This is a genomic window from Aeromonas sp. PS2Canimalfood6, from assembly GCF_048276795.1.
Classification (GTDB): domain Bacteria; phylum Pseudomonadota; class Gammaproteobacteria; order Enterobacterales; family Aeromonadaceae; genus Aeromonas; species Aeromonas caviae.
On record NZ_JBLUXC010000031.1, the window covers coordinates 17,267 to 41,070 of the forward strand.

At 62.6% G+C, this 23,804-nt stretch carries 19 protein-coding genes, 1 pseudogene and 1 riboswitch; of the genes and pseudogenes, 5 read left to right on the forward strand and 15 right to left on the reverse strand.

Features of this window, described 5'->3' with window-relative positions:
• Nucleotides 1-60: 60 nt before the first annotated feature.
• Both ACNPAA_RS13255 and upp read right to left on the reverse strand, forming a co-directional pair.
• A complete protein-coding gene (locus ACNPAA_RS13255) occupies nt 61-1,089 on the reverse strand; it encodes a DUF2066 domain-containing protein (protein ID WP_104454387.1) in 1,029 nt (342 codons plus the stop codon).
• A 141-nt stretch (nt 1,090-1,230) separates the two neighbouring features.
• On the reverse strand, nt 1,231-1,857 hold the full coding sequence (gene upp / locus ACNPAA_RS13260; RefSeq protein WP_005302745.1) for a uracil phosphoribosyltransferase: 627 nt from the start codon (nt 1,855-1,857) through the stop codon (nt 1,231-1,233).
• Between the two features lie 176 nt (nt 1,858-2,033).
• Between upp and purM the strand changes: the two genes are divergently transcribed.
• Nucleotides 2,034-3,071, forward strand: a complete 1,038-nt coding sequence (purM, locus tag ACNPAA_RS13265) for a phosphoribosylformylglycinamidine cyclo-ligase (RefSeq protein ID WP_010675274.1) — start codon at nt 2,034-2,036, stop codon at nt 3,069-3,071.
• A 32-nt stretch (nt 3,072-3,103) separates the two neighbouring features.
• Nucleotides 3,104-3,742, forward strand: coding sequence for a phosphoribosylglycinamide formyltransferase (gene purN, locus ACNPAA_RS13270; protein ID WP_048208753.1), 639 nt, complete (start codon nt 3,104-3,106; stop codon nt 3,740-3,742).
• Between the two features lie 114 nt (nt 3,743-3,856).
• Here purN and ACNPAA_RS13275 read toward each other — a convergent pair whose 3' ends face one another.
• The 5 genes and pseudogenes from ACNPAA_RS13275 to ACNPAA_RS13295 all read right to left on the reverse strand — a co-directional run bounded on the left by ACNPAA_RS13275 (nt 3,857) and on the right by ACNPAA_RS13295 (nt 9,767).
• Complete coding sequence (locus ACNPAA_RS13275; protein WP_042864115.1) at nt 3,857-4,618, reverse strand: Nif3-like dinuclear metal center hexameric protein; 762 nt, start codon at nt 4,616-4,618, stop codon at nt 3,857-3,859.
• A 107-nt stretch (nt 4,619-4,725) separates the two neighbouring features.
• Nucleotides 4,726-6,060 carry a sigma-54-dependent transcriptional regulator gene (locus ACNPAA_RS13280; protein ID WP_053288348.1) on the reverse strand — a complete coding sequence of 445 codons (1,335 nt, stop codon included), beginning with the start codon at nt 6,058-6,060 and terminating at the stop codon, nt 4,726-4,728.
• 70 nt (nt 6,061-6,130) lie between these two features.
• On the reverse strand, nt 6,131-7,165 hold the full coding sequence (locus ACNPAA_RS13285; protein WP_042879582.1) for a sensor histidine kinase: 1,035 nt from the start codon (nt 7,163-7,165) through the stop codon (nt 6,131-6,133).
• Between the two features lie 105 nt (nt 7,166-7,270).
• Nucleotides 7,271-8,688 (reverse strand): annotated as a pseudogene (locus ACNPAA_RS13290) (sigma-54 dependent transcriptional regulator).
• A 239-nt stretch (nt 8,689-8,927) separates the two neighbouring features.
• A complete protein-coding gene (locus ACNPAA_RS13295) occupies nt 8,928-9,767 on the reverse strand; it encodes a DUF2726 domain-containing protein (protein ID WP_041206048.1) in 840 nt (279 codons plus the stop codon).
• 258 nt (nt 9,768-10,025) lie between these two features.
• Between ACNPAA_RS13295 and ACNPAA_RS13300 the strand changes: the two genes are divergently transcribed.
• The 3 genes from ACNPAA_RS13300 (at nt 10,026) to ppx (ending at nt 14,164) form a co-directional block, all read left to right on the forward strand.
• Nucleotides 10,026-10,538 (forward strand): glycine cleavage system protein R, encoded by a 513-nt coding sequence (locus ACNPAA_RS13300; RefSeq protein WP_005331931.1) that lies wholly within the window; start codon nt 10,026-10,028, stop codon nt 10,536-10,538.
• A gap of 76 nt (nt 10,539-10,614) precedes the next feature.
• Complete coding sequence (gene ppk1 / locus ACNPAA_RS13305; protein WP_010675282.1) at nt 10,615-12,684, forward strand: polyphosphate kinase 1; 2,070 nt, start codon at nt 10,615-10,617, stop codon at nt 12,682-12,684.
• Entirely contained in the window at nt 12,674-14,164 is a 1,491-nt protein-coding gene (gene ppx / locus ACNPAA_RS13310) for an exopolyphosphatase (RefSeq protein WP_171865630.1), read from the forward strand. The genes ppk1 and ppx overlap by 11 nt, the downstream gene beginning before the upstream one ends.
• A 59-nt stretch (nt 14,165-14,223) precedes the next feature.
• Here the strand turns inward: ppx and mgtE are convergent, their stop codons facing one another.
• The 8 genes from mgtE to flgF all read right to left on the reverse strand — a co-directional run bounded on the left by mgtE (nt 14,224) and on the right by flgF (nt 23,793).
• Complete coding sequence (gene mgtE / locus ACNPAA_RS13315; RefSeq protein WP_139736373.1) at nt 14,224-15,567, reverse strand: magnesium transporter; 1,344 nt, start codon at nt 15,565-15,567, stop codon at nt 14,224-14,226.
• A gap of 123 nt (nt 15,568-15,690) precedes the next feature.
• A riboswitch (M-box (ykoK) riboswitch) is annotated at nt 15,691-15,860 on the reverse strand.
• 177 nt (nt 15,861-16,037) lie between these two features.
• Entirely contained in the window at nt 16,038-17,246 is a 1,209-nt protein-coding gene (flgL, locus tag ACNPAA_RS13320) for a flagellar hook-associated protein FlgL (protein WP_171865629.1), read from the reverse strand.
• A 3-nt stretch (nt 17,247-17,249) separates the two neighbouring features.
• Nucleotides 17,250-19,247, reverse strand: coding sequence for a flagellar hook-associated protein FlgK (flgK, locus tag ACNPAA_RS13325; RefSeq protein ID WP_201871723.1), 1,998 nt, complete (start codon nt 19,245-19,247; stop codon nt 17,250-17,252).
• 3 nt (nt 19,248-19,250) lie between these two features.
• Entirely contained in the window at nt 19,251-20,351 is a 1,101-nt protein-coding gene (gene flgJ / locus ACNPAA_RS13330; protein WP_210539031.1) for a flagellar assembly peptidoglycan hydrolase FlgJ, read from the reverse strand.
• Nucleotides 20,352-20,397: 46 nt separating this feature from the next.
• A complete protein-coding gene (locus ACNPAA_RS13335; protein ID WP_010675288.1) occupies nt 20,398-21,495 on the reverse strand; it encodes a flagellar basal body P-ring protein FlgI in 1,098 nt (365 codons plus the stop codon).
• Nucleotides 21,496-21,555: 60 nt separating this feature from the next.
• Nucleotides 21,556-22,227, reverse strand: coding sequence for a flagellar basal body L-ring protein FlgH (gene flgH, locus ACNPAA_RS13340; RefSeq protein ID WP_201871722.1), 672 nt, complete (start codon nt 22,225-22,227; stop codon nt 21,556-21,558).
• A gap of 16 nt (nt 22,228-22,243) precedes the next feature.
• The gene (gene flgG / locus ACNPAA_RS13345) at nt 22,244-23,032 is read right to left on the reverse strand and encodes a flagellar basal-body rod protein FlgG (RefSeq protein ID WP_010675290.1); all 789 of its coding nucleotides are present in this window, start codon (nt 23,030-23,032) and stop codon (nt 22,244-22,246) included.
• Between the two features lie 14 nt (nt 23,033-23,046).
• Nucleotides 23,047-23,793: a flagellar basal-body rod protein FlgF gene (flgF, locus tag ACNPAA_RS13350; RefSeq protein ID WP_010675291.1), complete on the reverse strand. Its 747-nt coding sequence runs from the start codon at nt 23,791-23,793 to the stop codon at nt 23,047-23,049.
• Nucleotides 23,794-23,804: the final 11 nt, after the last annotated feature.

The window sequence follows — 23,804 nt, forward strand, 5'->3', positions numbered from 1 at the left end:
CAGCGGGGCAGATAGAGAACCGCCCGGACCATGCCGGGCGGTCAGGATCCTTCCCCGGGATCAGGGCTGCGACCATTGATAGCGCAGGCCGCTCTCGTTGTCTTCCACCTGATGCAGGCGGCTCTCCAGTTGCAACCCCCTCACCAGCTCGGCCTTGTCCCCCTGCAGCGAGAGGTTGAAGGTCACCTTGTCCCCTTCCAGCTTGCCGATGGCCACCTTGGTGACACTGGCCATCCCCTGCAGCAGCTTCTGGATCTGGATCATGCCATCGATATCGGACAGCCCCTCCACCACCAGGGTCTGGCTGGAGGCGACACCGGAGAGACGGGTACCGTACTGCTGCACCAGCCAACCGGCCAGGGCATCGGCAAAGCCCTTTGCCACCTCGGCCTGGGTACCTGAACCCGAGCCCTTGGTCAGCTCGGTCAGCTCTCCTGCCTGCGCCCCCGGCTTGGCCCCATAAAGACCCCAATCGATGCTCCAGGCCTCCCCCTCCGGGGTGAGTTTGCCGAGCACCACCATTTCAGCGCCGTAACGCTGGCTCGCCTTGAGCACGGGATCGGCAAAACGGCCCCAGACATCGGTGGCATTGACCGCCATGTTGTCATCCAAGTCCATCAGCGGGAGACTGACCGGCAGCCCCATGGCCTGGGTCTGGGCACGCAGCGCCTCGGACCAGCCATCGCCGGACTGATCCGGCAGAATGCGCCGCTCCCCTTCGTCGACCACCAGCCAGATGGCGACCTGCGGCCGCACCGGGCCAAGCAGGGCAAACTTGCTCTGGCCGACCAGGGCGTTCACCTTGGCCACATTGAAATCCGCCTTGAGAAACTTGACCGAGCCGATGTCCTGATAGCTGTATTGCTGCACGTAATCCGCCGGCGCCGCCAGGGCCTTCACCACATCCGGCTGGGTGAGGATATCGCGCTTGCCCGTCACCTTGACGAGCACATCCCCCAGCGCCTGGGACTGGGCGGCCGTCATGTCGCCACTGGTGGGAGCCTTGCCCTGATAGAGGTCGGTTACCTGGGCGGCCGACACCACGAGTGGCAGACAGCAGCAGAGGAGAGTCGCTAAGCGTTTCAGCATAAAGAAGATTCTCGAAATGGGGGATGGTGCTTATGGTAGCGGCAAGGCGCGCATGGCAGCAAGCAAAGGGGGGGAGAAACAGCGGAGCCGGCAGGATGCCGGCTCCGTTTGCGCGCCTTGGGCGCGGCGATGGGGTGATGCTTACTTGGTGCCGAAGATCTTGTCGCCGGCATCCCCCAGACCCGGGACAATATAGCCCTTCTCGTTCAGCCCCTGGTCGATGGAGGCACAGAACAGCTCCACGTCCGGGTGAGCGGCTTCCAGCGCCTTGATGCCTTCCGGCGCGGCAACCAGCACCAGCACCTTGATGGACTGGCAACCTTTCTTCTTGAGCAGATCGATGGTGGCGATCATGGAGCCGCCGGTGGCCAGCATGGGGTCGATGACCAGGGCCAGACGCTCTTCGATGTTGCTGACGATCTTCTCGAAGTAGGGGACAGGCTGCAGGGTCTCTTCATCGCGATAGATACCGACCACGCTGACGCGGGCGCTCGGCATGTGCTCCAGCACGCCATCCATCATGCCAAGACCGGCGCGCAGGATGGGCACGACGGTGACCTTCTTGCCCTTGATCTGGTCGACTTCCACAGGGCCGTTCCAGCCATCGATGGTCACTTTTTCGGTTTCGAAGTCAGAGGTCGCTTCGTAGGTCAACAAACTGCCCACTTCCTTGGCCAGTTCACGGAAACGCTTGGTGCTGATGTCGCCTTCGCGCATCAGGCCGATCTTGTGCTTGACCAGGGGGTGTTTGACTTCAACGACTTTCATTATTATCTCCTCTAACCGGCGCCAAAAAAATCGCGGAATCATACAACAAAAGCCACGGCTTGTAGAGCTTTTCGATTCAAAAACGCGCAAACGATTTTCTTTCTGGTTTTTCGTGCCCGCTGGTAGAATACGCCCCGAATTTTACCCTCCACTTCTTTATATGACGGGGAATACGCGTGACTGACAAAACCTCACTGAGCTACAAGGATGCTGGCGTAGATATCGATGCCGGCAATGCACTGGTTGAACGTATCAAGGGCGTGTCAAAACGCACTCGTCGTCCTGAAGTCCTTGGTGGTCTTGGCGGCTTTGGGGCCCTGTGTCAAATCCCTGCTGGCTACAAGGAACCGGTACTGGTCTCCGGTACCGACGGGGTGGGCACCAAGCTGCGTCTGGCCATCGACCTGAAGAAGCACGACACCGTGGGGATCGACTTGGTCGCCATGTGCGTCAATGACCTCATCGTGCAGGGCGCCGAGCCCCTCTTCTTCCTCGACTACTATGCCACCGGCAAACTGGACGTGGACACTGCCGCTGCCGTGGTCACCGGCATCGGCGCCGGCTGCGAACAGTCCGGCTGTGCCCTGGTCGGCGGTGAAACTGCCGAAATGCCTGGCATGTATGAAGGGGAAGATTACGACATCGCCGGTTTCTGTGTCGGCGTGGTGGAAAAGAGCGAGATCATCGACGGCAGCAAGGTTGGCGAAGGGGATGCCCTGATCGCCCTGGCCGCCAGCGGTCCCCACTCCAACGGCTTCTCCCTCATTCGCAAGATCCTGGAAGTCTCCAAGGCCGACGTGCAGCAGCCGCTGGGTGATACCACCCTGGCCAACGCCCTGCTGGAGCCGACCCGCATCTACGTGAAGCCCGTGCTCAAGCTTATCAAGGAGTGCGAGATCCACGCCCTGTCCCACATCACCGGCGGCGGCTTCTGGGAGAACATCCCGCGCGTGCTGCCCGCCAACACCCAGGCGGTCATCGACGAGCAGAGCTGGCAGTGGCCGGCGGTGTTCAGCTGGCTGCAACAGGCAGGCAACGTCACCCGCCACGAGATGTATCGCACCTTCAACTGCGGCGTCGGCATGATCATCGCCCTGCCGGCGGATCAGCTGGACAAGGCACTGGCCCTGCTCAAGGCCGAAGGCGAGAACGCCTGGCACATCGGCCACATCGCCAAGGCGGCCGATGGTGAGGAGCAGGTCATCATTCAATGAATGATCGGATCAACGGCCAGATGACCTCCCCTATGAAACGCATCCTCGTCCTCATCTCAGGCAGCGGCAGCAACCTGCAGGCCATCCTCGACGGCTGTGCCGGCGGCAAGATTGCCGGTCAGGTGGTCGGCGTCATCAGCAACAAGGCTGATGCCTATGGCCTGGTGCGTGCCAGGGAAGCCGGGGTGGCAACCGCCATCCTGGCCCAGCAGCAGTTCGCCAGCCGGGAGGAGTATGATGTCGCCCTGCTGGCCCTGATGGCGGATTATCAACCGGATCTGGTTGTGCTGGCCGGCTTTATGCGGATCCTGAGCGCCGACCTCGTGCGCCACTTCGCGGGGAGGATGATCAACATCCACCCCTCGTTGCTCCCGAAATACCAGGGTCTGCACACCCACCAGCGCGCCATCGAGGCCGGTGATGACGAGCACGGCGCCAGCGTCCACTTCGTCACCGAAGAGCTCGACGGCGGCCCGGTGATCCTCCAGGCACGGGTCCCCATCTTCGAAGGGGACAGTGCCGACGAGGTCGCCGCCCGGGTCCAGGTGCAGGAGCACAGCATCTACCCCCTGGTAGTGCAGTGGTTCTGTGAAGGGCGCTTGCAGATGCGAGAAGGGTCTGCCTTCCTCGATGGCAAGCAGCTTGGCCTGGCAGGCTATGCCAGCGAGTAACCGCGAGCAGCCGTAAGACACAACAAGGGAGGCTCAGGCCTCCCTTGTCATTTCCATCGACCAGCGCAATGGCTGTCATCACGTCCGATGACGCTGCTGCGCGGCTAATCGGCCCTACACCGGATTGTCGATATCGATAAAGGTCACCTCCAGCCCGTGCACGGTGGCGAGCCACTCTCCCAGCGCCTTGACGCCGTAGCGCTCGGTGGCGTGATGGCCTGCGGCGTAGAAGTGCATGCCCATCTCCCGGGCAGTGTGGATGGTCTGCTCGGAGGCTTCGCCGGAGATGAAGGCATCGATGCCCTGCTCCGCCGCCTGGCTGATGTAGCTCTGACCACCGCCGGTGCACCAGGCCACGGAGCGGATGAGCTCGGGACCACTGTCACCACAATGAAGCGGCTCGCGACCGAGACGCTCGGCAATCAGCTTGGCAAAATCGCTGCCGCTCATGGGCTCCTCCAGCTTGCCCACCATGGCGACGCTCTTGCTGTTCCAGGGTTCGAGGCCGCGACGTACCTTGATGCCGAGCAACCTGGCAAGCTGGGCATTGTTCCCCACCTCGGGGTGCACGTCCAGCGGCAGGTGGTAGGCAAACAGATTGATGTCGTGGGTCAAGAGGGTCTTGAGACGACGCTGCTTCATGCCGGTGATCTGGGCCGGCTCGCCGCTCCAGAAGTAGCCGTGATGAACCAGGATGGCATCGGCCCCGGCGGCCACGGCGGCATCGATGAGGGCCTGGCTGGCGGTGACGCCGGTCACCACCTTGCGAATGCGCTCGCGCCCCTCCACCTGCAGGCCGTTGGGGCAGTAATCCTTGATGGCATGGGGTTCGAGCAGGTGGTTGAGCAGGCTTTCCAGTTTACGATGAGAGATCATGGGGGTCTCCTAGCTGGGCTCCCCACGCACTGTGCGGGGAGCCGGATTCCGATCGTCAGGGCCCATGATAATCGAGCCGGACCGGCAAGGCCATGCGCCTGTCAGGCCTAGGCGGGCAACTCGATGCCGGCGTCACGCATCTGGGCCAGCTTGTAGCGCAGGGTGCGCGGGCTGATGCCGAGCTTGTCGGCCACCGCTTTGCGACTGCCGTTGCACTCCTGCAGGGTGTCCAGAATGATCTGGTGCTCCTGCAGCTTGAGTTCGCCGCCAAGCCCCTCCCCTGACAGCCGCTCAAGCGGCCGCACCAGGGTCTCGTCCGTCTCTTCCAGGATCAGGTGCTCACAGTCGATGAGGCCGTCTGGGCAGAGGATCAGGGCGCGCTGCACCACGTTGTCGAGCTCGCGCACGTTGCCGGGCCAGGGGTGAGCCATCAGACGCTCTCGGGCGCCCTCTGCAAGCTGCGGCGTCGGCAGCCCCATCTGGCTGGCATGCAGCGCCAGCAGATGCTCCGCCAGGGGAAGAATGTCCCCCGGGCGCTCCCAGAGCGCCGTCCAGCGCAGGGGGAAGACGTTGAGGCGGTAGTAGAGATCTTCGCGGAACAGCCCGTCCTGCACCGCTTTTTTCAGATCCCGGTTGCTGGTGGCAATGACCCGCACATCGAGGGGGATCATTTTGCGGCTGCCGAGCCGCTCCACCTCTTTCTCCTGCAAGACCCGCAGCAGCTTGGCCTGCAGTCCCAGATCCATCTCGGTGATCTCGTCGAGCAGCAGGGTTCCTCCCTGAGCCTGCTCGAACTTGCCAGGGCACCCCTGCACCGCACCGGTGAAAGCGCCCTTCTCGTAGCCAAACAGGGTCGCTTCCAGCATGTTCTCCGGAATGGCGGCGCAGTTGATGGCGACGAAGGCCTGTTCTGCCCGGTTGGAGTGGTCGTGAATGTAGCGAGCCAACACCTCCTTGCCCGTCCCGCTCGGGCCGGTCACCATGACGGTGGCTTCGCTTCTCGCCACCCGGGTCGCCAGCTGGAACAGCTCCGCAGTCCTAGGGTCCCCGTACACCACGGCCCGCTTCTCCACCTTCTGGGCCGGCACATAACGGCTGACCTGGTTGAGCAGCACCTCGGGGGAGAAGGGCTTGGCCAGATAGTCGATCGCCCCCTCGCGCATGGCGCGCACCGCCCCGTCGATGTTGGCGTAGGCCGTCATCAGGAGCACAGGCACCTGGGGATATTGCTGGCGGATGTTGGCGAGCAGAGTCAGACCATCCATGCCCCCCATCTGGATGTCGGAGATCACCATGTCAAAGCGCTGACGGGACAGGGCAAGCAGGGCCCGCTCGCCGCTGTCCACCTCGCGGCACTCATAGCCACCGAGCAGCAGGGTATCCACCAGCGCCTCGCGCAGGCCGTTGTCATCTTCCACCACCAAAATGCGAGCCTGGGTCATGCCACACCTCCTACAACCAACATGGCCTTGTCGAGAATCATCTTCACCGGCGCTCCGGCTTTTGCGCGCCTCATGCCACGCCCCCCAACTGAACCTGTTGCTGATGCAGGGGGAAGGACAGGGTAAAACAGGTGCCCTCGCCAGGGACCGAGGCCACGCTCACCTCCCCCTGATGGGCTCGTACCACCGACTGCACCACCGCAAGACCGAGGCCCGTGCCTTGGGATCGGGTGGTAAAGAAGGGTTCGAAGATCTGGTTGAGCAGGGAGGGGGCCATCCCCTTACCGTTGTCGATGACCCGCATCTCCACCCGGTTGCCGCTGCGCACAGCGCTCACCAGGAGCGAATCGGCGCCGGCCTGCCGGGCATTGGCGATGAGGTTGTTGATGGCCCCCGCCAGGGCACTGCTGTTGGCAAGCAGACAGAGATCGGGCTCAGGGGCCTCCAGATGCAAGGCGCAGCCCTGCTGCTGGCAGAAGGCGTCGGCCCCCGCCTGCACTTCCGCCAGCAAGCCCTGCACCGAGAGGGGCGCCACCACCTGGTTGTCGCCATTGCGGGCAAACAGCAGGATGTCGTTGATCTGCTTCTCGAGATCCTGCAGGCGCGCCATCAATTTTTGCTGGAACTGGCTGCGGGATTCAGGCTTGAGGGTGCGGTTGGCCAGGTTGGCCGCATAGAGCATGGCGGCGGAGAGTGGGGTGCGGATCTGGTGCGCCAGGGAAGCCGCCATGTTGCCAAGGGCGGAGAGGCGCTTCATGTGGTTGACCCTGTCCTGCAACTGGCGGGTCTCGGTCAAGTCGGTAATGAACACCAGTTGGCCGGGCTGATCCGGCAGCGGCTGGGTCGACAGCTGGACCCGGCGGCCGTCGCGCAAGGAGATCTCGTGACCGTCATCCTCACGGGGTTCGAAGCAGCGGGCGATGATCTGGCGCCAGGAGAGGCCTTCCAGTGGCTCTCCCAGCAGCGCCAGGGCGGCAGGGTTTGCGCGGGTGATCAGCCCCTCGCCATCGAGCAGCAGCACGCCGGTCGGCAGCGCCGTGAAGATGGCGTAAAGCTGACTCACTTCATGTGACTGGAGGGGGGCATCCTGCTGCAAGATTGTCATAAAGCTGACCTCAAACTGGCGATTTAGTCAGCTTATTCAATTTCCATGCCAGCAAAATAGACGTTATTTATCAATGTATTGGGTCAATGCGTCAAAGCATTGACCTCAATTGTCCTTGCTCATGCCGTACTTCTTCATCTTCTCCACCAGGGTGGTGCGGCGCATGCTGAGCAGGTCGGCGGCGCGGGCCACCACCCCGTCCTGGGACTCCAGGGCCTGGCGGATCAGCTCCACCTCGAGGTCGGCCAGCATCTCCTTGAGGTTGACCCCCTCCTGGGGCAACTGCATGGGCAGGGGCATGGCGATGCCGGGATCCAGCTCTGGTGGGGACTGGAACACGGCAGCCAGGGCGTCCCGCTCGTCCATCTCGGTGAGCCGCTCATCTCGTGGCTCGCAGGGCAGCAGGCGATAGCGGCCGGGCAGATCCGCTACATCGACGATCTGGTTCGGATAGAGGATGAGCAGGCGCTCGATGAGGTTGGACAGCTCGCGCACGTTGCCGGGCCAGGCGTACTGCATCAGGGACTCCATGGCGCGCTGGGTCAGACGGATGATCCCCTTGTGCTGTTCGGCATGGCGATTGAGCAGCTCCTGCAGCAGCAGCGGGATGTCGTCGGCCCGATCCCGCAGGGGGGGCGTCTCGATGGGGAACACATTGAGGCGGTAGTAGAGATCTTCGCGAAATGCCAGGGTGCGGATCATGGCTTCCAGATCCCGGTGGGTCGCCGCGATCACCCGCACATCGGCCTGGACGGCCTTGCCGCCCCCGACCCGGTCGAACTGGCGCTCCTGCAGCACCCGCAGCAACTTGACCTGCATCGGCAGCGGCATGTCGCCGATTTCGTCGAGGAAGAGGGTGCCCCCCTGGGCCAGTTCGAAGCGGCCGCGCCGGGCGGCAATGGCACCGGTGAAGGCCCCTTCTCGTGACCGAACAGCTCGCTCTCGAGCAGCTCCGCCGGAATGGCGCCGCAGTTGATGGGCACGAAGGGGCCCGCGCTTCGGGCGGACAGCTCGTGGATGGCGCGAGCCACCACCTCCTTGCCGGTTCCGGACTCACCGAGGATCAGTACGTTGGCGTCGGTCTCGGCCACCTGGCCGATGAGACGGCGCACCTCCTGGATGCCCCTCCCCTTGCCCACCAGCAGGCGCAGCAGGGTCTGACCCTTGTCGTGGGTCTGATGACGGGGATGCAGGGAGATGAAGGCCTGGCAGAAGTGCAGGTGACGGGTGAGGGACTCATAGGTAAAGGGCGCCTCGGCCACCCCGATGAAGTTGCTGCAACCATGGCTCGCCGGCATCAGGGAGAGGAAGGGCAGACGAGGGTGGGCGGCAAGCAGCTCACTCAGGGCGCGCTCGCGCAGTTCCCCGGCCAGAATCCCCTGCAAGGGCCCGGCAGTCTCGATGGCCACATCGAGATCGCTCTCTACCACCTCCTGCCAGGGGATCCCCATGAAGGAGAGCACAGTCCCCAGTTGCTGGCGCCGCACATCATCGGCATCAACAAGCAGCACACCCATAGCCATCCTATCCATATTTTCACACCTGACGCCAAGTTATTGTTTTTTAAGTGCTTATTAAAACCAATTTCGCACTGTGTCATAAGGGGGACAAAGTGCCAAAATTCTGGCGGATTGTCAAAACTTGTCGCATCCTCCCGGACCCTGGCGGGACGGGGATCACGCTTCCAGCCAGATTGAGTATCGGATGAAAACCAGCGAAGGGGAAAGAATGACGCCGACAGGGTGCGGCGTCAGAGGAGGGATCAGTGTTTCACGCTCTCCTGGGGAGCGGCATAGCGGCACTCGGGAAACCGGCTGCAGGCGAGGAACAGGCGACCGGCATGGGGACCCTTTCGTGCTTCCCGTGCCACCAGGGGCGCGGCACAGCGGGGGCAATGAGGGATCGTCTCCCGGGGCTCCTCCTCATCCGGATCGAGGAAGGGATTCTCCTCCATCAACGCGGGCATTGCCTCTTCGGCCTGGGGGGGCGGCACCTGGGGCTCCCTGGCAGCCCCCGGGTGTGACGTACCCAGATCGACACCATCGAGCAGCAGCGGGCTGAAGGTCGGTTCGCGGCGCTCGCCGGGCAGCAGGTCATCCACCGGCGCCGTCGTTCTCGCCAGCAGGGGCAGCAGTTGCTCCCGCAACTCGTCGACCTGGTAGTGGCTGCTGGCCGGGATCTGCAACAGCGGCAGGCCGGCGCCATCGCAGGCCGCCTTCAGGAAGAGATCCCGCGACTTGCGCTTCTGGTGGCGGTGCCCCTCGTCATCCAGCTCCACGGCACACAGGAAAGAGAGATCCGTCGGGTGGCAGAGCAGAAAATCGAAGTGCTTCTCCCCTATCTTGCCGAGCGCCTGCTGGCGCTTGCCCTTGCCAAGGTGCGCCTCGGGCGTCAATACATAGGAGGCTCGTACCTTGGCAAAGACACGGGCCTTGTCCCCCACCGCCTGATCCAGCACCCCGAAGAAGGTGCGCTCGGCTGGGCTCATCAAGGTTTCCTGCAGATCATAGGGCTCGGCCTTGCCCTCTTTCTCCCTGCGCCAGACGATCACCAGCAGGAGCAACCCCAGCAACACAGCTCCCGATACGACAAGGCTATTCATACACGCACATCCCGTTTACAAGACAAATTCAGTTCACACCAAAGGAAGGGGCACACTCTACCACGGGGAAAGCGACTCAGGCAGCGCAGAAATCAAGCCCGTCCCGGCATTCGCGTTTTTTCACTGAATTTGCGCAAGGCGGGCTTCATATGGCCTGTCACAGCAGGCACAATGCTAGAGCCCATGGACGTTCTGGCGCGCACCCCGTCGCCGCCAGGCGTCAACGGACCCCACGCAGCCCCATTCAAGGAGAGCAGGATGCAAAAGCAATTGGTCGTCACCGTGATCGGCGCAGACAAACCCGGGATCGTCGAGAGCCTGGCCGATACCATCACCCGGCAGCAGGGTAACTGGCTGGCCAGCTCCATGAGCGAGCTGGCGGGGCAATTTGCCGGCATTTTGCACGTCGCCGTGCCTGACGAGCATTACCGCAACCTGTGCGAGGCCCTGGTGATGCTGCCTGGCCTCACCGTGAGCTTCGCCGAAGGGCAGCTGAGCCCGCAACCGGCCCATCAGGTGATGCTGAGCGTCACCGGCAACGACAGACCGGGCATCGTCCACGAAGTGGCCAGCATCCTGCGCCAGCTCAACATCAACGTCGCCGACCTCACCACAGGTTGCGAACCTGCGCCCCACTCAGGCGCCCCCCTCTTCTATGCCCACGCCCTGGTGGCTATGCCGCCGCAGCTCGAACTGGACGATCTCGTCACGGCCCTGGAGTCCCTCTCCGACGACCTCGTCGTCGACATCGATCAGGATCTGAGCGAATAGTGTCGCCTGTCATAAATTTGTCATGATTTGACGCCATAACTTCCGCGCAGACGCAACCAGAGCAAAGAGGCACCAGATGAGCACCGACAAGCAGTATGAAGAGAAAGAGCTTAGCTGGCTCTCATTCAATGAACGGGTGTTGCAAGAGGCGATGGACAAGACGGTACCCCTCATCGAGCGGGTCCGTTTCCTCGGGATTTTCTCCTCCAATCAGGACGAGTTCTTCAAGGTACGGGTGTCGGACGTCAAGCGCCGCATCCTCATCAACGAAGTCCACGGCGGCGACGACGAGGCCAAGGTGCTGCTGCGCGCCATCCAGCAGAAGGTGATGGCGCTCGGCGAGGCGTTCGACAACACCTACAAGGAGCTGCTGATCGCGCTGGCCCGCCACAACATCTTCCTGGTGAACGAAAGCCAGCTCTCCGAGTCCATCCAGCAGTGGCTGCGGATCTTCTTCCGGGAAAAGGTGCTGCGCCACATCATCCCGATCCTGCTCAACAAAGAGGTCAACCCGGTCAAGTTCCTGAAAGACGAGCACACCTATCTCGCCATCGAGATGAAGAAGAACGGCCAGGTGATCCAGTACGCCCTGGTGGAAGTGCCCACCGACGATCTGCCCCGCTTCTTCCAGCTACCGCCGGAGGGCACCCGTCGCAAGAAGCAGATCATCATCCTGGACAACGTTATCCGCTTCTGTCTGGACGAGATCTTCAAGGGCTTCTTCGACTACGACGAGATTGCCGCCTACGCGGTCAAGCTGACCCGGGATGCCGAATATGATCTCTCCGACCAGCTGGACCTCAGCCTGGTGGACAAGATGAGTGACGGCTTGAAACAGCGCCTCACCGCCATGCCGGTGCGCTTCGTCTACGAGCGGGAGATGCCGGCGGCCATGATAAGCTTCTTGAAGCTCAAGCTGCAGATCAGCTCCTACGACGCCATCATGCCCGGTGGGCGCTATCACAACTTCAAGGATTTCATCGGCTTCCCCAATGTGGGCCGGGATTATCTGGAAAACCCCAAGCTGCCGGCCCTGGACTGCCGCGACTTTGACGGCTTCGTCAACGCCTTCGACGCCATCGCCAAGCAGGACATCCTGCTCTACTACCCCTATCACAAGTTCCACCACTTCACCGAGCTGGTGCGCCAGGCGGCCTTCGACCCGGCGGTCAGCGCCATTCGCATCAACATCTACCGGGTGGCCAAGAAGTCGCGGATCATCCACTCCCTCATCGACGCCGCCAACAACGGCAAGAAGGTGACCGTGGTGGTGGAGCTGCGCGCCCGCTTCGACGAGGCAGCCAACATCGACTGGGCCAACATCCTGACCGACGCAGGCGTCAAAGTGGTGTTCGGGGTGCCCAGCCTCAAGATCCACTCCAAGCTCTGCCTCATCACCCGCCACGAGAACGGCGAGGCGGTGCGCTACGCCCATATCGGGACCGGCAACTTCAACGAGAAGACCGCCAAGATCTACACCGACTTCTCCCTGCTGACCCGCCATCCGGACATCACCGCCGAGGTGGAGAGCGTGTTCGAGTACATCGAGTACCCGTACCGGCGCTACAAGTTCAACCACCTGCTGGTCTCCCCCATCAACAGCCGCCGCCAGCTCTATCGCCTCATCGACAACGAGCTGGCCAACGCCAAGGCGGGGCAACCCAGCGGTATCACCCTCAAGATCAACAACCTGGTGGACAGAGACCTCATCAACCGGCTCTATGCCGCCGGCCAGGCCGGGGTGCCCATCCAGATGATCATCCGGGGCATGTGCGCCCTGCGCCCGGGGGTGCCGGGTCTGAGCGACAACATCCGGGTCATCAGCATCATCGACCGTTTCCTCGAACATCCGCGGGTGATGGTGTTCCACAACAAGGGCAATCCCCAGCTCTATATCTCCAGTGCCGACTGGATGAGCCGCAACATCGACGGTCGCATCGAGGTGGGCACCCCCATCTATGACGAGCGGCTCAAGCAGCGCATCCTCGACATTCTCGAGCTACAACTGAGTGATACCTGCAAGGCGCGGGTGATCGATGCCGACCAGAAGAACGAATACGTGAAGCGGGGCAACCGCCGCAAGGTCCGTTCCCAGGTGGCGATTTACGACTACCTCAAACGCATAGAGTCAAACCATGGACAATAGTCTGTACGCCGCTGTCGATCTGGGCTCGAACAGCTTCCACATGGTCATTGCCCGCCTCACCGAGGGGCGGATGCAGATCATCGATCGCATCAAGGAGCGAGTGCGCCTTGCCGAAGGGATGGATGAGCAGCGCCGCATGTCCCCGGAGGCCATGGCGCGCGGGCTGGACTGCCTCGCCCTGTTCGCCGAGCGGCTCACCAACATCAAGCCGGATCAGATCCGCATCGCCGGCACCTACACATTGCGCCGCGCCAGCAACGCCCGCGACTTCGTGCGCGAGGCAGCCAAGGTGCTCAACCACCCCATCGAGATCATCAGCGGCCAGGAAGAGGCCCGCCTCATCTATCAGGGGGTCGCCCATACCCAGCACATCGAGGGCCAGGTGCTGGTGGTGGACATCGGCGGCGGCAGCACCGAGCTCATCATCGGCGAAGGGTTTGAGCACAAGGCGCTCACCAGCCGCAAGATGGGCTGCGTTAGCTTCACCCAGAGCTTCTTTGGCAACGGCAAGCTCGGCGAGAAGGCCTTCAACGCCGCCGTGTTGGAAGCCCAGCATCAGCTCGCCCCCATCATCAACCAGTACCGCAAGCTGGGCTGGCAGAGCTGCCTCGGCAGCTCGGGCTCCATCCGCACCGTGCGCGACGTGTTGCAGGGGGAAGAGTGGACCGATGGTGCCATCACCCTGGCGGGACTGGAGCGGCTGAAAGAAGAGATGCTCAAGCACAAGCGGGTCGATCAGCTCAAACTGGCGGGCCTCACCGAGGAGCGTCAGGGGGTCTTTGCCGCCGCGGTGGCCATCCTGCTCGGGCTATTCACCTCCCTGCCCATCGAGCGGATGGAGTACTCCGACGGCGCCCTGCGCGAAGGGTTGCTCTACGAGTTCGAGGAGCGCCTGCAGCATCACGACATTCGCGAACGTACCGCGCTTGCACTCAGCACTCACTATCGCATCGACAAGCGCCAGGCCACCCGGGTAGAGAGCAGCGTCCTCTCCCTGTTCGACGTCCTGAGCGGCCCCTGGGAGATGCCGGAAGAGCCCTATCGCGCCATCCTCGGCTGGGCTGCGCGGCTGCACGAGATCGGCCTTGCCATCAACTACAGCGGCATCCACAAACACTCCGCCTATATCTTGCAAAACACCGATCTGCCCGGCTTCAACCAGGACGATCAGGCCCTGCTGGCGGCCCTGGTACGCTTTCACCGCAAGGGGCTCAAGCTCTCCGAGCTGCCGGCCCTGCCCAACCACGACGAGCAGACGGTGCTGCGCTGCATCCGCATCCTGCGCCTCGCGGTGGCGGCCCACCACAGGCGTCAGGACAACCTGCTGCCCGAGTGGAACGTGCAGGCCGCCGGGGATCAGCTGGTGGTCACCCTGCCCCTGGACTGGTGCGACGAGAACAAGTTGCTGATGCAGAACCTGGAAAAGGAGCACCGCTACTGCCACGAGCAGGGCTGGCCCCTGCTGTTCCAGCTCGGGTGATCCGCCCCTCTGTGCAAAAAGGCAGCCGATGGCTGCCTTTTTTTGTCTCTTGTCTTTTCCTACTGCAGATCCGGCAGGATCAGCTTGGCTATCTCGAAGTAGATGATGAGGCCGGTACCGTCCACCAGGGTGGCGATGAAGGGGGCGGAGACCACCGCCGGGTCGATGCGAAAGCGACGCAGCACCATGGGGATCACCGAGGCGACAGTGGCGCTCCAGAGCACGATGGCGACGATGGTCAGGGTCACCACCATGCCGATCTCGGGCCCCACCCCCAGGCTCCAGGCCCGCACCCAGGCCGCCAGCGCGATGGCGGCCGAGATGAGCAGACCGGTGGAGATCTCCTTTTTCAGCACGGTGCCGAGGTTTTTCAGGCTCACCTCCCCCACCGCCATGGCACGCACTATGGTGGTGGTGATCTGGGTACCGCTGTTGCCACCGGTACCGATGAGGAGCGGGATGAAGAAGGCCAGGGCGATGGCCGCCTCCAGTTGCTCTTCAAAGGCCCGCAGCACGGTGCCTGTGTAGGCTTCCGCCACGAACAGGATCAGCAGCCAGCCCACCCGCTTGCGCCACAACTGCCAGGGGGTGGCCTGCAGATAGGGGGTATCCAGCGGCGAGGAGCCCCCTTGCAGCTCCGCATCCTCGGTGGACTCCAGCTCCAGGATGTCGGCGGCATCGTCCACGTGGAAGACCCCCACCAGACGACCCTGATCTTCCACCGGCAGGAGCGAGAGGTCGCGGTCAATGAGCAGGCGGGCCGCCAGCTCCTGATCCGCCCGGGCGTTGATGCGCACCGCCTCCCCCTCCATCAGGTCCCCTACCGGCAGCAGCGGATCGGCGATCAGCAACGACTTGAGGGAGACGCTGCCAAGCAGGCGCTGCTCGCCGTCAACCACATAGAGATGACCAAACAGCCTGGCCTGATCCCAGGCCCCGTGGATCAGCTGCTTGGCGCTTTCCACCGTCGCATTGGCCTCCACTGCCAGGTATTCGTGGCGCATGTTGGCCCCCACCGACTCGTTCGGCCAGGCCAGCAGGGACTGGAAGGCTTTACGGGCGGGGTCTGGCAGCCGGGCGAGCAGGGTCTTGCGATCGTGCTCGTCGAGCCTGCGCAGGATGGCCAGCAGGTCCCGACGGGCCAGGGTGCCCTGCAGTATCCCCACGATGCTGCCATGCAGCCTGAGCAGCAGATGGCCGGCACACTCCGCCGGGAGGGAGGCGAGCAAGGACGCCCCTTCCGGCATGGAGAGGGTATCGAAGATGCAGTTGAGCTCTTCCGGGCGCAGGGTCAGAAGCTGATCGGCACGGGCCACCGGATCCAGGTTGTGCGCCAGCCAGTTGCGCAGGGCAACCGGGTCGAGCAGTTGATGACGATTGAGCAGGGTGTGTGTTTTCTTCATCACAGATGTCCTCATGTGATTTCAGGCGAACCTGAACGCCTCCGGCAACGGGCCGGATGCAACGGCAAGAAAACAGCAATTTGATTGACGAGTAACAGGCAGGAAATGACGCCGTCCGGCGTGTTTTCATCCCCACGTACCAGCTTTAGCACTGCATAACGTATCCGGCATGCCGGAAGCCACTTGGGTTGACACCTTAATCCGATGAAAACTGTCCTGATCTTGGGCGTCTCTGGACGTCGTGAGATCAGTGGCCTGTGTTTATGCAGGAGCCTCGCCTAACGAGATGCTGCGAACATTGATTGCACGGCGCTACCGTGCGGGCGGCATCATCTGCCCAGGCGCAGGTCGAGTCAAGGCAAACGGGCCCCTGGCAACGGGTTGTTACAAATTGGCCGGACGGCGGGCCCTTCATGAAACGAGGCTCCCCCGTGCGTGGCACGGGGGAGCCTGCGGTCAACGGACGAACGTCAGCGGATATAGTCGAAGAGGGTCAGCTTGCTTATCTTGCTGAAGGCTAGCTGGGAGGCGCTCATGGCTGCATCCTCCTTGGAGAGGGCCGCGATCACCTCGTACATGTCCGCCTCGGACACCTTGGCCCGCGCCTGCTGGTTCAGGGTGCTGAGTCCATCGTTGGAACTCATCACCTGCTCCAGGCTGTTCATCCTTCCCCCCAGCTCCCCCAGTCCCCGGTCTATCTTGGTTCTGGCGTTGCTCATGTGGGTGGTGGCATCGGAGACCGCCAGCTGGAAATCGCTCTCGGACAGGGTCGGATCACGCATGGCGGAGATGAAATCGGACATGCCATTGAGGATGTTGTCGTTTTTCGGGGTATCCAGCACGAAGTTCTGGGTCGCCGACCCCGCAGGGAGGTCGAGGGTGAGCGCCAGGCCGTTGAAGGGGATCTTGTTGCCCGCCACATAGTCGCCGCTTTGCAGCAGGGTTCCACCGCTGTCACGGATCTCGTAGGTGTCCGGCGGCCCGGCCAGGGTGCTGACCGCATATTGGTTGCTCGGCAGGGAAGAGTCATAGTTGTTGCGATAGAAGCTCTCGAAGTTCCCCTGATCCGCCACCGACACCTGGATGTTGCCACTAGCGGCGCTGGCAGTGCGCCGGGTCGCCACTATCTCGAACAGATCGAAACCGGAGTCGTTGGCCGGGATCTGCACCGTGGGTGAGACCTGGATGTTGCGCTGCCCCGTGTCCCCCTGGAACACATAGTTGCCACTGGCATCCTTGACGAAGGGCTGGGTCTTGCTCTGATTGCCGCCGAAGATGTACTCCCCCTGGGAGTTCTTGCTGTTCATCAGGTCGAACATCTGCTTTTGCAGCCCCTCCAGCTCGCTCGCGATGGCGCTGCGCTCCTCGGAGCCCATGGCGGAGTTGTTCGCCTTCTGGATCAGGGCCTGGGCACTCAGCATGGCGTTGTTGAGGGAGGTCAGCACCGTCTCCTCGTGGCCAAGGCTGTTCTCCAGCAGGCTGCCGTTGACGCCGTACTGCTTGAAGAGATCGATCTCCTTGGTCAGCGCCATCTTCTGGCTCATGCCGGCCGGGTCCTCCCCGGAGCGGGAGAATTTATCCCCCGTCATCAACTGGTTGTAGGCGGTGTTCTGGCGCTCGCTCACCTTGCTCATGGAGGCAAGGTTGCGGTCATAGATCATGTTGGTGGTGATGCGCATGACTTACCTCACGGAGGAGAGCAGGGTGTCGAAGATGGTCTTGGCGGTGTTCACTATCTGGGCCGAGGCCGCATAGGACTGCTGGAAGCGGATGAGGTTGGCCGCCTCCTCCTCCAGATTGACGCCGGAGACACTCTCGAAGATGGCGGTACTCTGGGTCAGCTTCGCCTCGTTGGCCTGCAGCAGGGTCTTGGCCTGGCTGGTCTTGTTGCCAATGCCGCTCACCAGACCCGAGTAGGCATCGTTGAAGGTCATCTTGTCGTTGCTGGTGGCGGCGTTGTTGTTCTTGCGCACCAGCTCCTTGTTCTGCAGCTCCGCCAGCGCCAGGCCGTTGGCGTTGTCCGCAAAGCCGTCCTTGTTGTAGCTGAGCGTGAAGCTGTCGCTGGCCTCCACCTTGCCGGTGATGCTGAACTCATAGCCCGGGCTCTGGGTCGGATCGGCGTAGACCTTGGGCCCCCCCAGGGGGCTCTCGAGGGCGGCCATCAGGTTCTGTCCCTTGCTGGAGGCGGGGGCGACACCCAGCAGGTTGTTGTTCTTGTCATAGACCTCGTAGTTGCCGCTGCCGTCGATCTTGATGACCTGGGGGGCACTCGGGTCCAAAGTGTTGGTGCCAAAACCCGAGCCCGTGCCGGTGTTGTAGACACCGCCCAGCGCTATCTCGCCCGAGCCCAGGTTCTGGGATCCCTTGTCCGCCTTCAGGGGGGAAGCCAGCGCGATATCTTCAGGACGGGTGATCGCCTGCTCCAGGTTGGCAGCCGCATTCCGGGTGGGTTGCAACAAGATCTTGTCACCTGCAGCCGGTGTGCCGGAGAGATCGATTTCGATGCCGTGGCCCGTCACTTCGAAGGTGGCTGGCGGCGTGGTCCCCGTGGCGAGCGAGGTACGCTGCCCGCTGCCGTCGATGGCGAACACCTCGTAACCGGTGGCGCTGTTGAACCGCACCTCGTAGTCGAAGGTGGTGACCTCGCTCCCCTTGCCGGGAACGAAGTTGACGCTGGCCGCCCCGTTGCCCTGGTTGCTGGCGTAGGGCAACCCCTGGCTTCCTTTGAGGGTGAAGAGATCCCCCCCAAGCTCGTTGTCGAGATCCATCCCCAACCGGTTCTGCTGGTTCATGGCATCCCCCAAGGCGACGGCCATCTGCCCCAGCTCCCGCTTGGCGGGCTCCAGATCCCGACGCGCGGTGAAGAGGCCACCGATGGCACCGCCAATATCCTGGTCGTTGATGCTGGCCTGGTTCTTGCCCAGGGTCAGCTGCAGGGAAGGCTCACGGGAATCCGGGTCCCCCGGCACCACCTTGAACTGGGCCACGCCGCCATCGAGCACCAGGGAGTGCCCTGTGCTCATGTTGACCAGCATGCTGCCGTTGGGCTGGGTCACGGTGCGGATCTCCATCTTCTCGGAGAGCTGGCGAATGGCCTCATCCCGCTGATCGAACAGCATCAGGTTCTCTTCAGGGGAGCCCTGGGTGCGGACGATGGACTGGTTCAGATCGTTGATGCTGTTCAGCAGGCTGTTCACCCTGTCCGTTTCGTCCCCTATGGTGGCGTTGATGGTATCGGACTGCTTGTCGAGCTGGGCGGAGAGGGTGTGGAATCTGTCCACCATACCGCTCAGTTCACTCAGGATCGTCTGGCGCCCTCCGATCTCGGACGGTGACTCGTTGGCGGTGTGGAAAGCCTTGAAGTAGGAGGTGATGGTGGACCCCACACTGTTGCTGGCATCACCGAGCAGGCTGTCGAGCTGGAACAGTTGATCGTAGCGGGTGTTGGCGGCGTTATAAGCGGACGTATCACGGCGAACCTCGGCCTGGGCATAGGCGTTGATGATGCGATCGCTCACCATGTCGCCCGTCCCCAATCCGACGGAATTGGTGTAGATCAGGGTGCGTTCACGTACATAGCCCTGGCTATTGACGTTCACTATGTTGTTGCTGGTGGTCTGCAGCAGCCGCTGCTGGGCCAACACACCCGAGGTCCCAATTCCAAGCAGATCGCTTGCCATAGCTTACAGCTCCATCTCTGTGTTCCTGTCTGCAATGTTACCGGGCGTCGAATAGCCGGCGATGGCATCACTGCGCAACACTTGTTTAAGTTTCCTGGCGTACTGGGGATCGGTGGCATAACCGGCCTGCTGCAACGCCTCGAAGTAACGGTCCGGGCTGTCCACCTTGGCCAGCGCCCCCTTGTAGCGACTCCCAGAGGTCAGGAAATCCACGTAGTCGTTGAAGCTCTCTTCGAACGACTCGTAGGAGCGAAACGCCGCCTTCTGGCGCGAGGCCACCCCTTGCTCGTATTCCAGGGTGCTCACCACCGCCTTGGGGCCTTCCCAACGCGGATCGGCCTTGATGCCGAACAGGTTGTGCGTCACGTTTCCGTCTGCATCCTTGATCACCCGCTTGCCCCAGCCACTCTCAAGGGCGGCCTGGGCCACCAGCACCGCCGGGCTCAACCCCAGCTTGTCCGCCGCCTTCTTGGCCAGCGGCATCAGCCTGTCGACGAACTCTTCCGGGCTGTCAAACACCTTGGCGCTGCCATCCAGGGCCGAAGGCCTCTGGCTGCTGCCCATGGGCGGCACGGTGCGGTGGGGACGTCTTGGCAGGGCCAGCGTACGCTCGGCCCCATTCAGCTCACCCTTCATTTCGTTATCAGCAAAATCTTTGCCAACTTTGGAGGCAGCAATCAGATCGTTGGAGGCACTGGGGGGTTGATAGGGCTTGTAGACCCGCTCGGTACGCTGGGGCAGCTTGAGTACCCGGCCATCCTGATGGGTGAAGGTCTGCTCGGGTGAGAGCTGCTTGGCCACCATCTCGGCAATGCCCAGCCCCCCCTTGCTCGACATGTCGGCAACCCGCTGCTCGTCCAGCATCCCTTCATAGAACTGGGTGTAGCTGCTGTTCATCGGGTTGCCCTCGGTGAGCACCGAGTTGGCCTGGCGCATCCCCTTGAACAGGGTCTGGGTGAAGATGGATTCGAACTGGCGGGCGGCCGCCATCAGGGCCCCTTGCTTCCCCTCCTTGCTCAGGCTCATCTGGCGCAGTTTGTCCAGGTTCTGGACGTCCTGCACCATGCCAATATTGATACCGCTCTGGGTGTCGAACTCTGCCATAACCTACCTCTTTGCCGCCCGTGGCAACCGCTTGCCGCTCACGAAATTACAGAATGACCAGTTGGCCCTGGATCGCGCCCGCCTGCTGCAGCGCCTCCAGGATCGCCATCAGATCCCCGGGGGCGACCCCCACCTGGTTCACCGCCCGCACCAGGTCGTCCAGGGTCGCGCCGGTATCGAGCTTGAACATCCGACCGGGATCCTGCTGCACGTTGATGGTGGAGTTGTTGGTGACCGCCGTCTGCCCGCCAGCGAGCGGATTGGGTTGGGAGACCTGCTGGTTCTCGGCGATGGTGACCGTCAGCCCACCGTGGCTGATGGCCGCCGGGCGCAGCTTGACCTCGCTGCCGATGACGATGGTCCCGGTGCGCGAATTCACGATGATCTTGGCGGACTCGCTCGCCGGGTCCACTTCCAGGTTCTCGATGGTGGAGAGGTAGGAGACCCGCTGGGCCGGATCCCGCGGTGCGAATACCTTGATGGAGGTGGCGTCCATCGCCTGGGCGGTGTTCGGACCCACCAGATCGTTGACCACGTCCGCCAGACGGCGGGCGGTGGTGAAGTCCGGCCGGTTCAGGTTGAAGGTGATGGTGTCGCCCTGGCTGAAGGAGTTGGGAACCTCCCGCTCCACGGTCGCCCCGTTGGCGATGCGCCCCACTGTGGGCGTGTTCACCACCACCTTGGAGCCGTCCGCCCCTTCGGCCCCGAGGCCACCGACCACCAGGCTGCCCTGGGCCACCGCATAGACGCGGCCATCCAGCCCTTTCAGGAAGGTCTGGAGCAAGGTGCCGCCACGCAAGCTCTTCGCCTCGCCGATGGCGGAGACGGTGACGTCTATGGTCTGACCCGGCTTGGAGAAGGGGGGCAGATCCGCGTGGATGGCCACCGGCGCCACGTCCTTGATCTTGGGCTTGATGTTGTCAGGCACCTTGATGCCGAAGTTGTTGAGCATGGTCCTGAAGGTCTGCTCGGTGAAGGCGTTGTTCTTCTCCCCCGTGCCGGGCAGGCCCACCACCAGACCGTAACCGATAAGCTGGTTGCTGCGCACTCCTTCCACCGAGGCGAGGTCCTTGATGCGGGATGCGTGCGCCAGCCCGAAGGGCAGCAGGCAGCACAGCAGGGCAAGCAGACGGAATCGGTTCATGACATCTCCTAACAAAACCTTCCTGATCCGGGGCCCGTGAACGCCCCGGACTATTGAGTCTTAAATGGGCCACCAGGGGCCGTTGAAGAAGCTGGTGAGCCAGCCCTGTTCCTGGGTGTTCGCCAGATCCCCGGTACCGCCGTAATAGATACGCGCATTGGCCACCCGCTGGGAGGAGACGCTGTTTTCCGAGCTCACGTCCTCCGGGCGCACCAGACCGGTGATGCGGATATATTCGTTGCCATTGTTGAGCATGATCCACTTCTCGCCGCGCACCAGCAGGTTGCCGTTTGGCAGTACCTTGACCACGCTGACCGAGATGTTGCCCTGCAGGCTGTTGCTCTGATCCGCCTTGGCCTGCCCCTTGAAGGCACTGTTCTGGCCGATGGAGGCCGACAGATCGTAGGGCCCCGCCGTGACCGGCACGCCACCCAGGGTGACGGGGTCGAGCGCCAGCTTGTTGTCCTTGCCGCTCTGGGTGTTGGCCTTTTTCGACGCCGAGGTCGACTCCGCCAACTGGATGGTGATGATGTCACCCACCCGGTGCGCCTTGATGTCCGAGTAGATGCCGTTGACCTGCTCGGGCTGGAAGATGGCGCCGGTCGGGCGCACCGACACCGGCTCCGGCTCCCCGTAGACGGGGGCGAAATCCGGGTCATCCGGTTTGGCGGTATTGGGGGTACTGGTGCAACCCGCCAGCGTCAGCAGTCCCAGCATCCATATGGCTTTCATCATGACACTCCTTTCATCAGGTCCGCTGGGTCAGGAAGGACATCATGGAGTCGACGGCGGAGATGACCTTGGAGTTCATCTCGTAGACCCGCTGAGCCTGGATGAGATTCACCAGCTCCTCGGTCACGTTGACGTTGGAGGTCTCCAGCATCCCCTGCTTGATCACCCCCAGCCCGTCCGCACCGGCTGTCCCCTGAATGGGGGCGCCGCTGGACTGGGTCTCGAGGAAGAGGTTCTCCCCCATGGGCTGCAGGCCGGTGGGGTTGACGAAGTCCGTGGTGTTGATCTGGCCCACCACCTGGGATTGGCCATCCCCCTTGAGCTGGACGGAGACCTGGCCATCCTCCCCCACGGTGACGCTCTGAGCGTTCTCGGGGATCTGGATCTCCGGTTGCAACGGGTAACCGTTGCCCGGGGTGACGATGGTCCCCTCGTCGTTCAGGGTGAACTGGCCGTTGCGGGTATAGGCGGCGCTGCCATCGGGCAGCTGGATTTCGAAGTAGCCGCGGCCGCTGATCATCAGGTCAAGGGAGTTGTCCGTGGTCTGGACGTTGCCCTGACTGTGGTTTTTCTGGGTGGCGACCACCTTGGCCCCCGCCCCCAGCATCAGGCCGGAAGGGAGCTCGGTGTCCGCCGAGGAGCGACCGCCAGGCTGGTTGATGTTCTGATAAAGCAGATCCTCGAAGATGGCCCGCGCCTTCTTGTAGCCCACTGTGCTGGCGTTCGCCAGGTTGTTCGAGGTGACCGAGATGTTGGTCTGCTGGGCATCGAGGCCGGTCTTGCTGATCCAGAGTGCAGGATTCATGGGGTGCTCCTTGATTAGCTGATACGCAGCAGCTGGGTTTGTGCCTCGTCGTTCTCCTCGGCGGTCTTCATGATCTTGACCTGAGTTTCAAACTGACGTTGCAAGCGAATAAGGTTGGTCATCTCGTCGACCACGTTGACGTTGCTCCCCTCAAGGGAGCCGGCGATCAGGCCCACATCCGCAGACGCGGCCTCATTCTGGCCATCCTTGCGGCGAAACAGGCCGTCCTGACCTTTCTCCACCGCATCTGCCGCCGGGTTGACCAGCTTGATACGTTGGAAATCTTCCGGCAGGTTGGCGGCTGCCCCCTCGGGACGGCCGCTGATGGTACCGTCACGATTGATCTCGATCTTCTCCATGGGCAGGGGCAGCACGATGGGCTGACCGGCATCATCCACCACGTTCAGACCGGTGGAGGTCTGCAGATTGCCGGTGGCATTGAGCTGCAGGTTGCCCATGCGGGTATAGGCTTCCGCACCGTTGGGATCCTGCACCGCAATCCAGCCCGGCCCATCGACGGCAACGTCAAGATCCCGACCCGTGGTCATCAGCATGCCGTGCTGCAGGTTCTGGCCCGGCCGCTCGGTCATGGCGAACACCCGCGTGGGCAGCCCTTCGCCAAACGCCTGCATGCTGCGCGCCTGCTCGAAGTCAGACTTGAAGCCAATGGTGTTGGCGTTGGCAAGGTTGTTGCCACGAACAGCCAGGCTGTTCATGTTCTCCTTGGCCCCGGACATGGCGATGTAAAGCAGGTGATCCATGGGATCCTCCG

Bases quoted from the DNA above. Each gene is read 5' to 3' on its own strand.
- ACNPAA_RS13255 (WP_104454387.1), bottom strand. From the start codon at position 1,089: ATGCTGAAACGCTTAGCGACTCTCCTCTGCTGCTGTCTGCCACTCGTG.
- upp (WP_005302745.1), bottom strand. From the start codon at position 1,857: ATGAAAGTCGTTGAAGTCAAACACCCCCTGGTCAAGCACAAGATCGGC.
- purN (WP_048208753.1), top strand. From the start codon at position 3,104: ATGAAACGCATCCTCGTCCTCATCTCAGGCAGCGGCAGCAACCTGCAG.
- ACNPAA_RS13275 (WP_042864115.1), bottom strand. From the start codon at position 4,618: ATGATCTCTCATCGTAAACTGGAAAGCCTGCTCAACCACCTGCTCGAA.
- ACNPAA_RS13280 (WP_053288348.1), bottom strand. From the start codon at position 6,060: ATGACCCAGGCTCGCATTTTGGTGGTGGAAGATGACAACGGCCTGCGC.
- ACNPAA_RS13285 (WP_042879582.1), bottom strand. From the start codon at position 7,165: ATGACAATCTTGCAGCAGGATGCCCCCCTCCAGTCACATGAAGTGAGT.
- ACNPAA_RS13295 (WP_041206048.1), bottom strand. From the start codon at position 9,767: ATGAATAGCCTTGTCGTATCGGGAGCTGTGTTGCTGGGGTTGCTCCTG.
- ACNPAA_RS13300 (WP_005331931.1), top strand. From the start codon at position 10,026: ATGCAAAAGCAATTGGTCGTCACCGTGATCGGCGCAGACAAACCCGGG.
- ppk1 (WP_010675282.1), top strand. From the start codon at position 10,615: ATGAGCACCGACAAGCAGTATGAAGAGAAAGAGCTTAGCTGGCTCTCA.
- ppx (WP_171865630.1), top strand. From the start codon at position 12,674: ATGGACAATAGTCTGTACGCCGCTGTCGATCTGGGCTCGAACAGCTTC.
- mgtE (WP_139736373.1), bottom strand. From the start codon at position 15,567: ATGAAGAAAACACACACCCTGCTCAATCGTCATCAACTGCTCGACCCG.
- flgL (WP_171865629.1), bottom strand. From the start codon at position 17,246: ATGCGCATCACCACCAACATGATCTATGACCGCAACCTTGCCTCCATG.
- flgK (WP_201871723.1), bottom strand. From the start codon at position 19,247: ATGGCAAGCGATCTGCTTGGAATTGGGACCTCGGGTGTGTTGGCCCAG.
- flgJ (WP_210539031.1), bottom strand. From the start codon at position 20,351: ATGGCAGAGTTCGACACCCAGAGCGGTATCAATATTGGCATGGTGCAG.
- ACNPAA_RS13335 (WP_010675288.1), bottom strand. From the start codon at position 21,495: ATGAACCGATTCCGTCTGCTTGCCCTGCTGTGCTGCCTGCTGCCCTTC.
- flgH (WP_201871722.1), bottom strand. From the start codon at position 22,227: ATGAAAGCCATATGGATGCTGGGACTGCTGACGCTGGCGGGTTGCACC.
- flgG (WP_010675290.1), bottom strand. From the start codon at position 23,032: ATGAATCCTGCACTCTGGATCAGCAAGACCGGCCTCGATGCCCAGCAG.
- flgF (WP_010675291.1), bottom strand. From the start codon at position 23,793: ATGGATCACCTGCTTTACATCGCCATGTCCGGGGCCAAGGAGAACATG.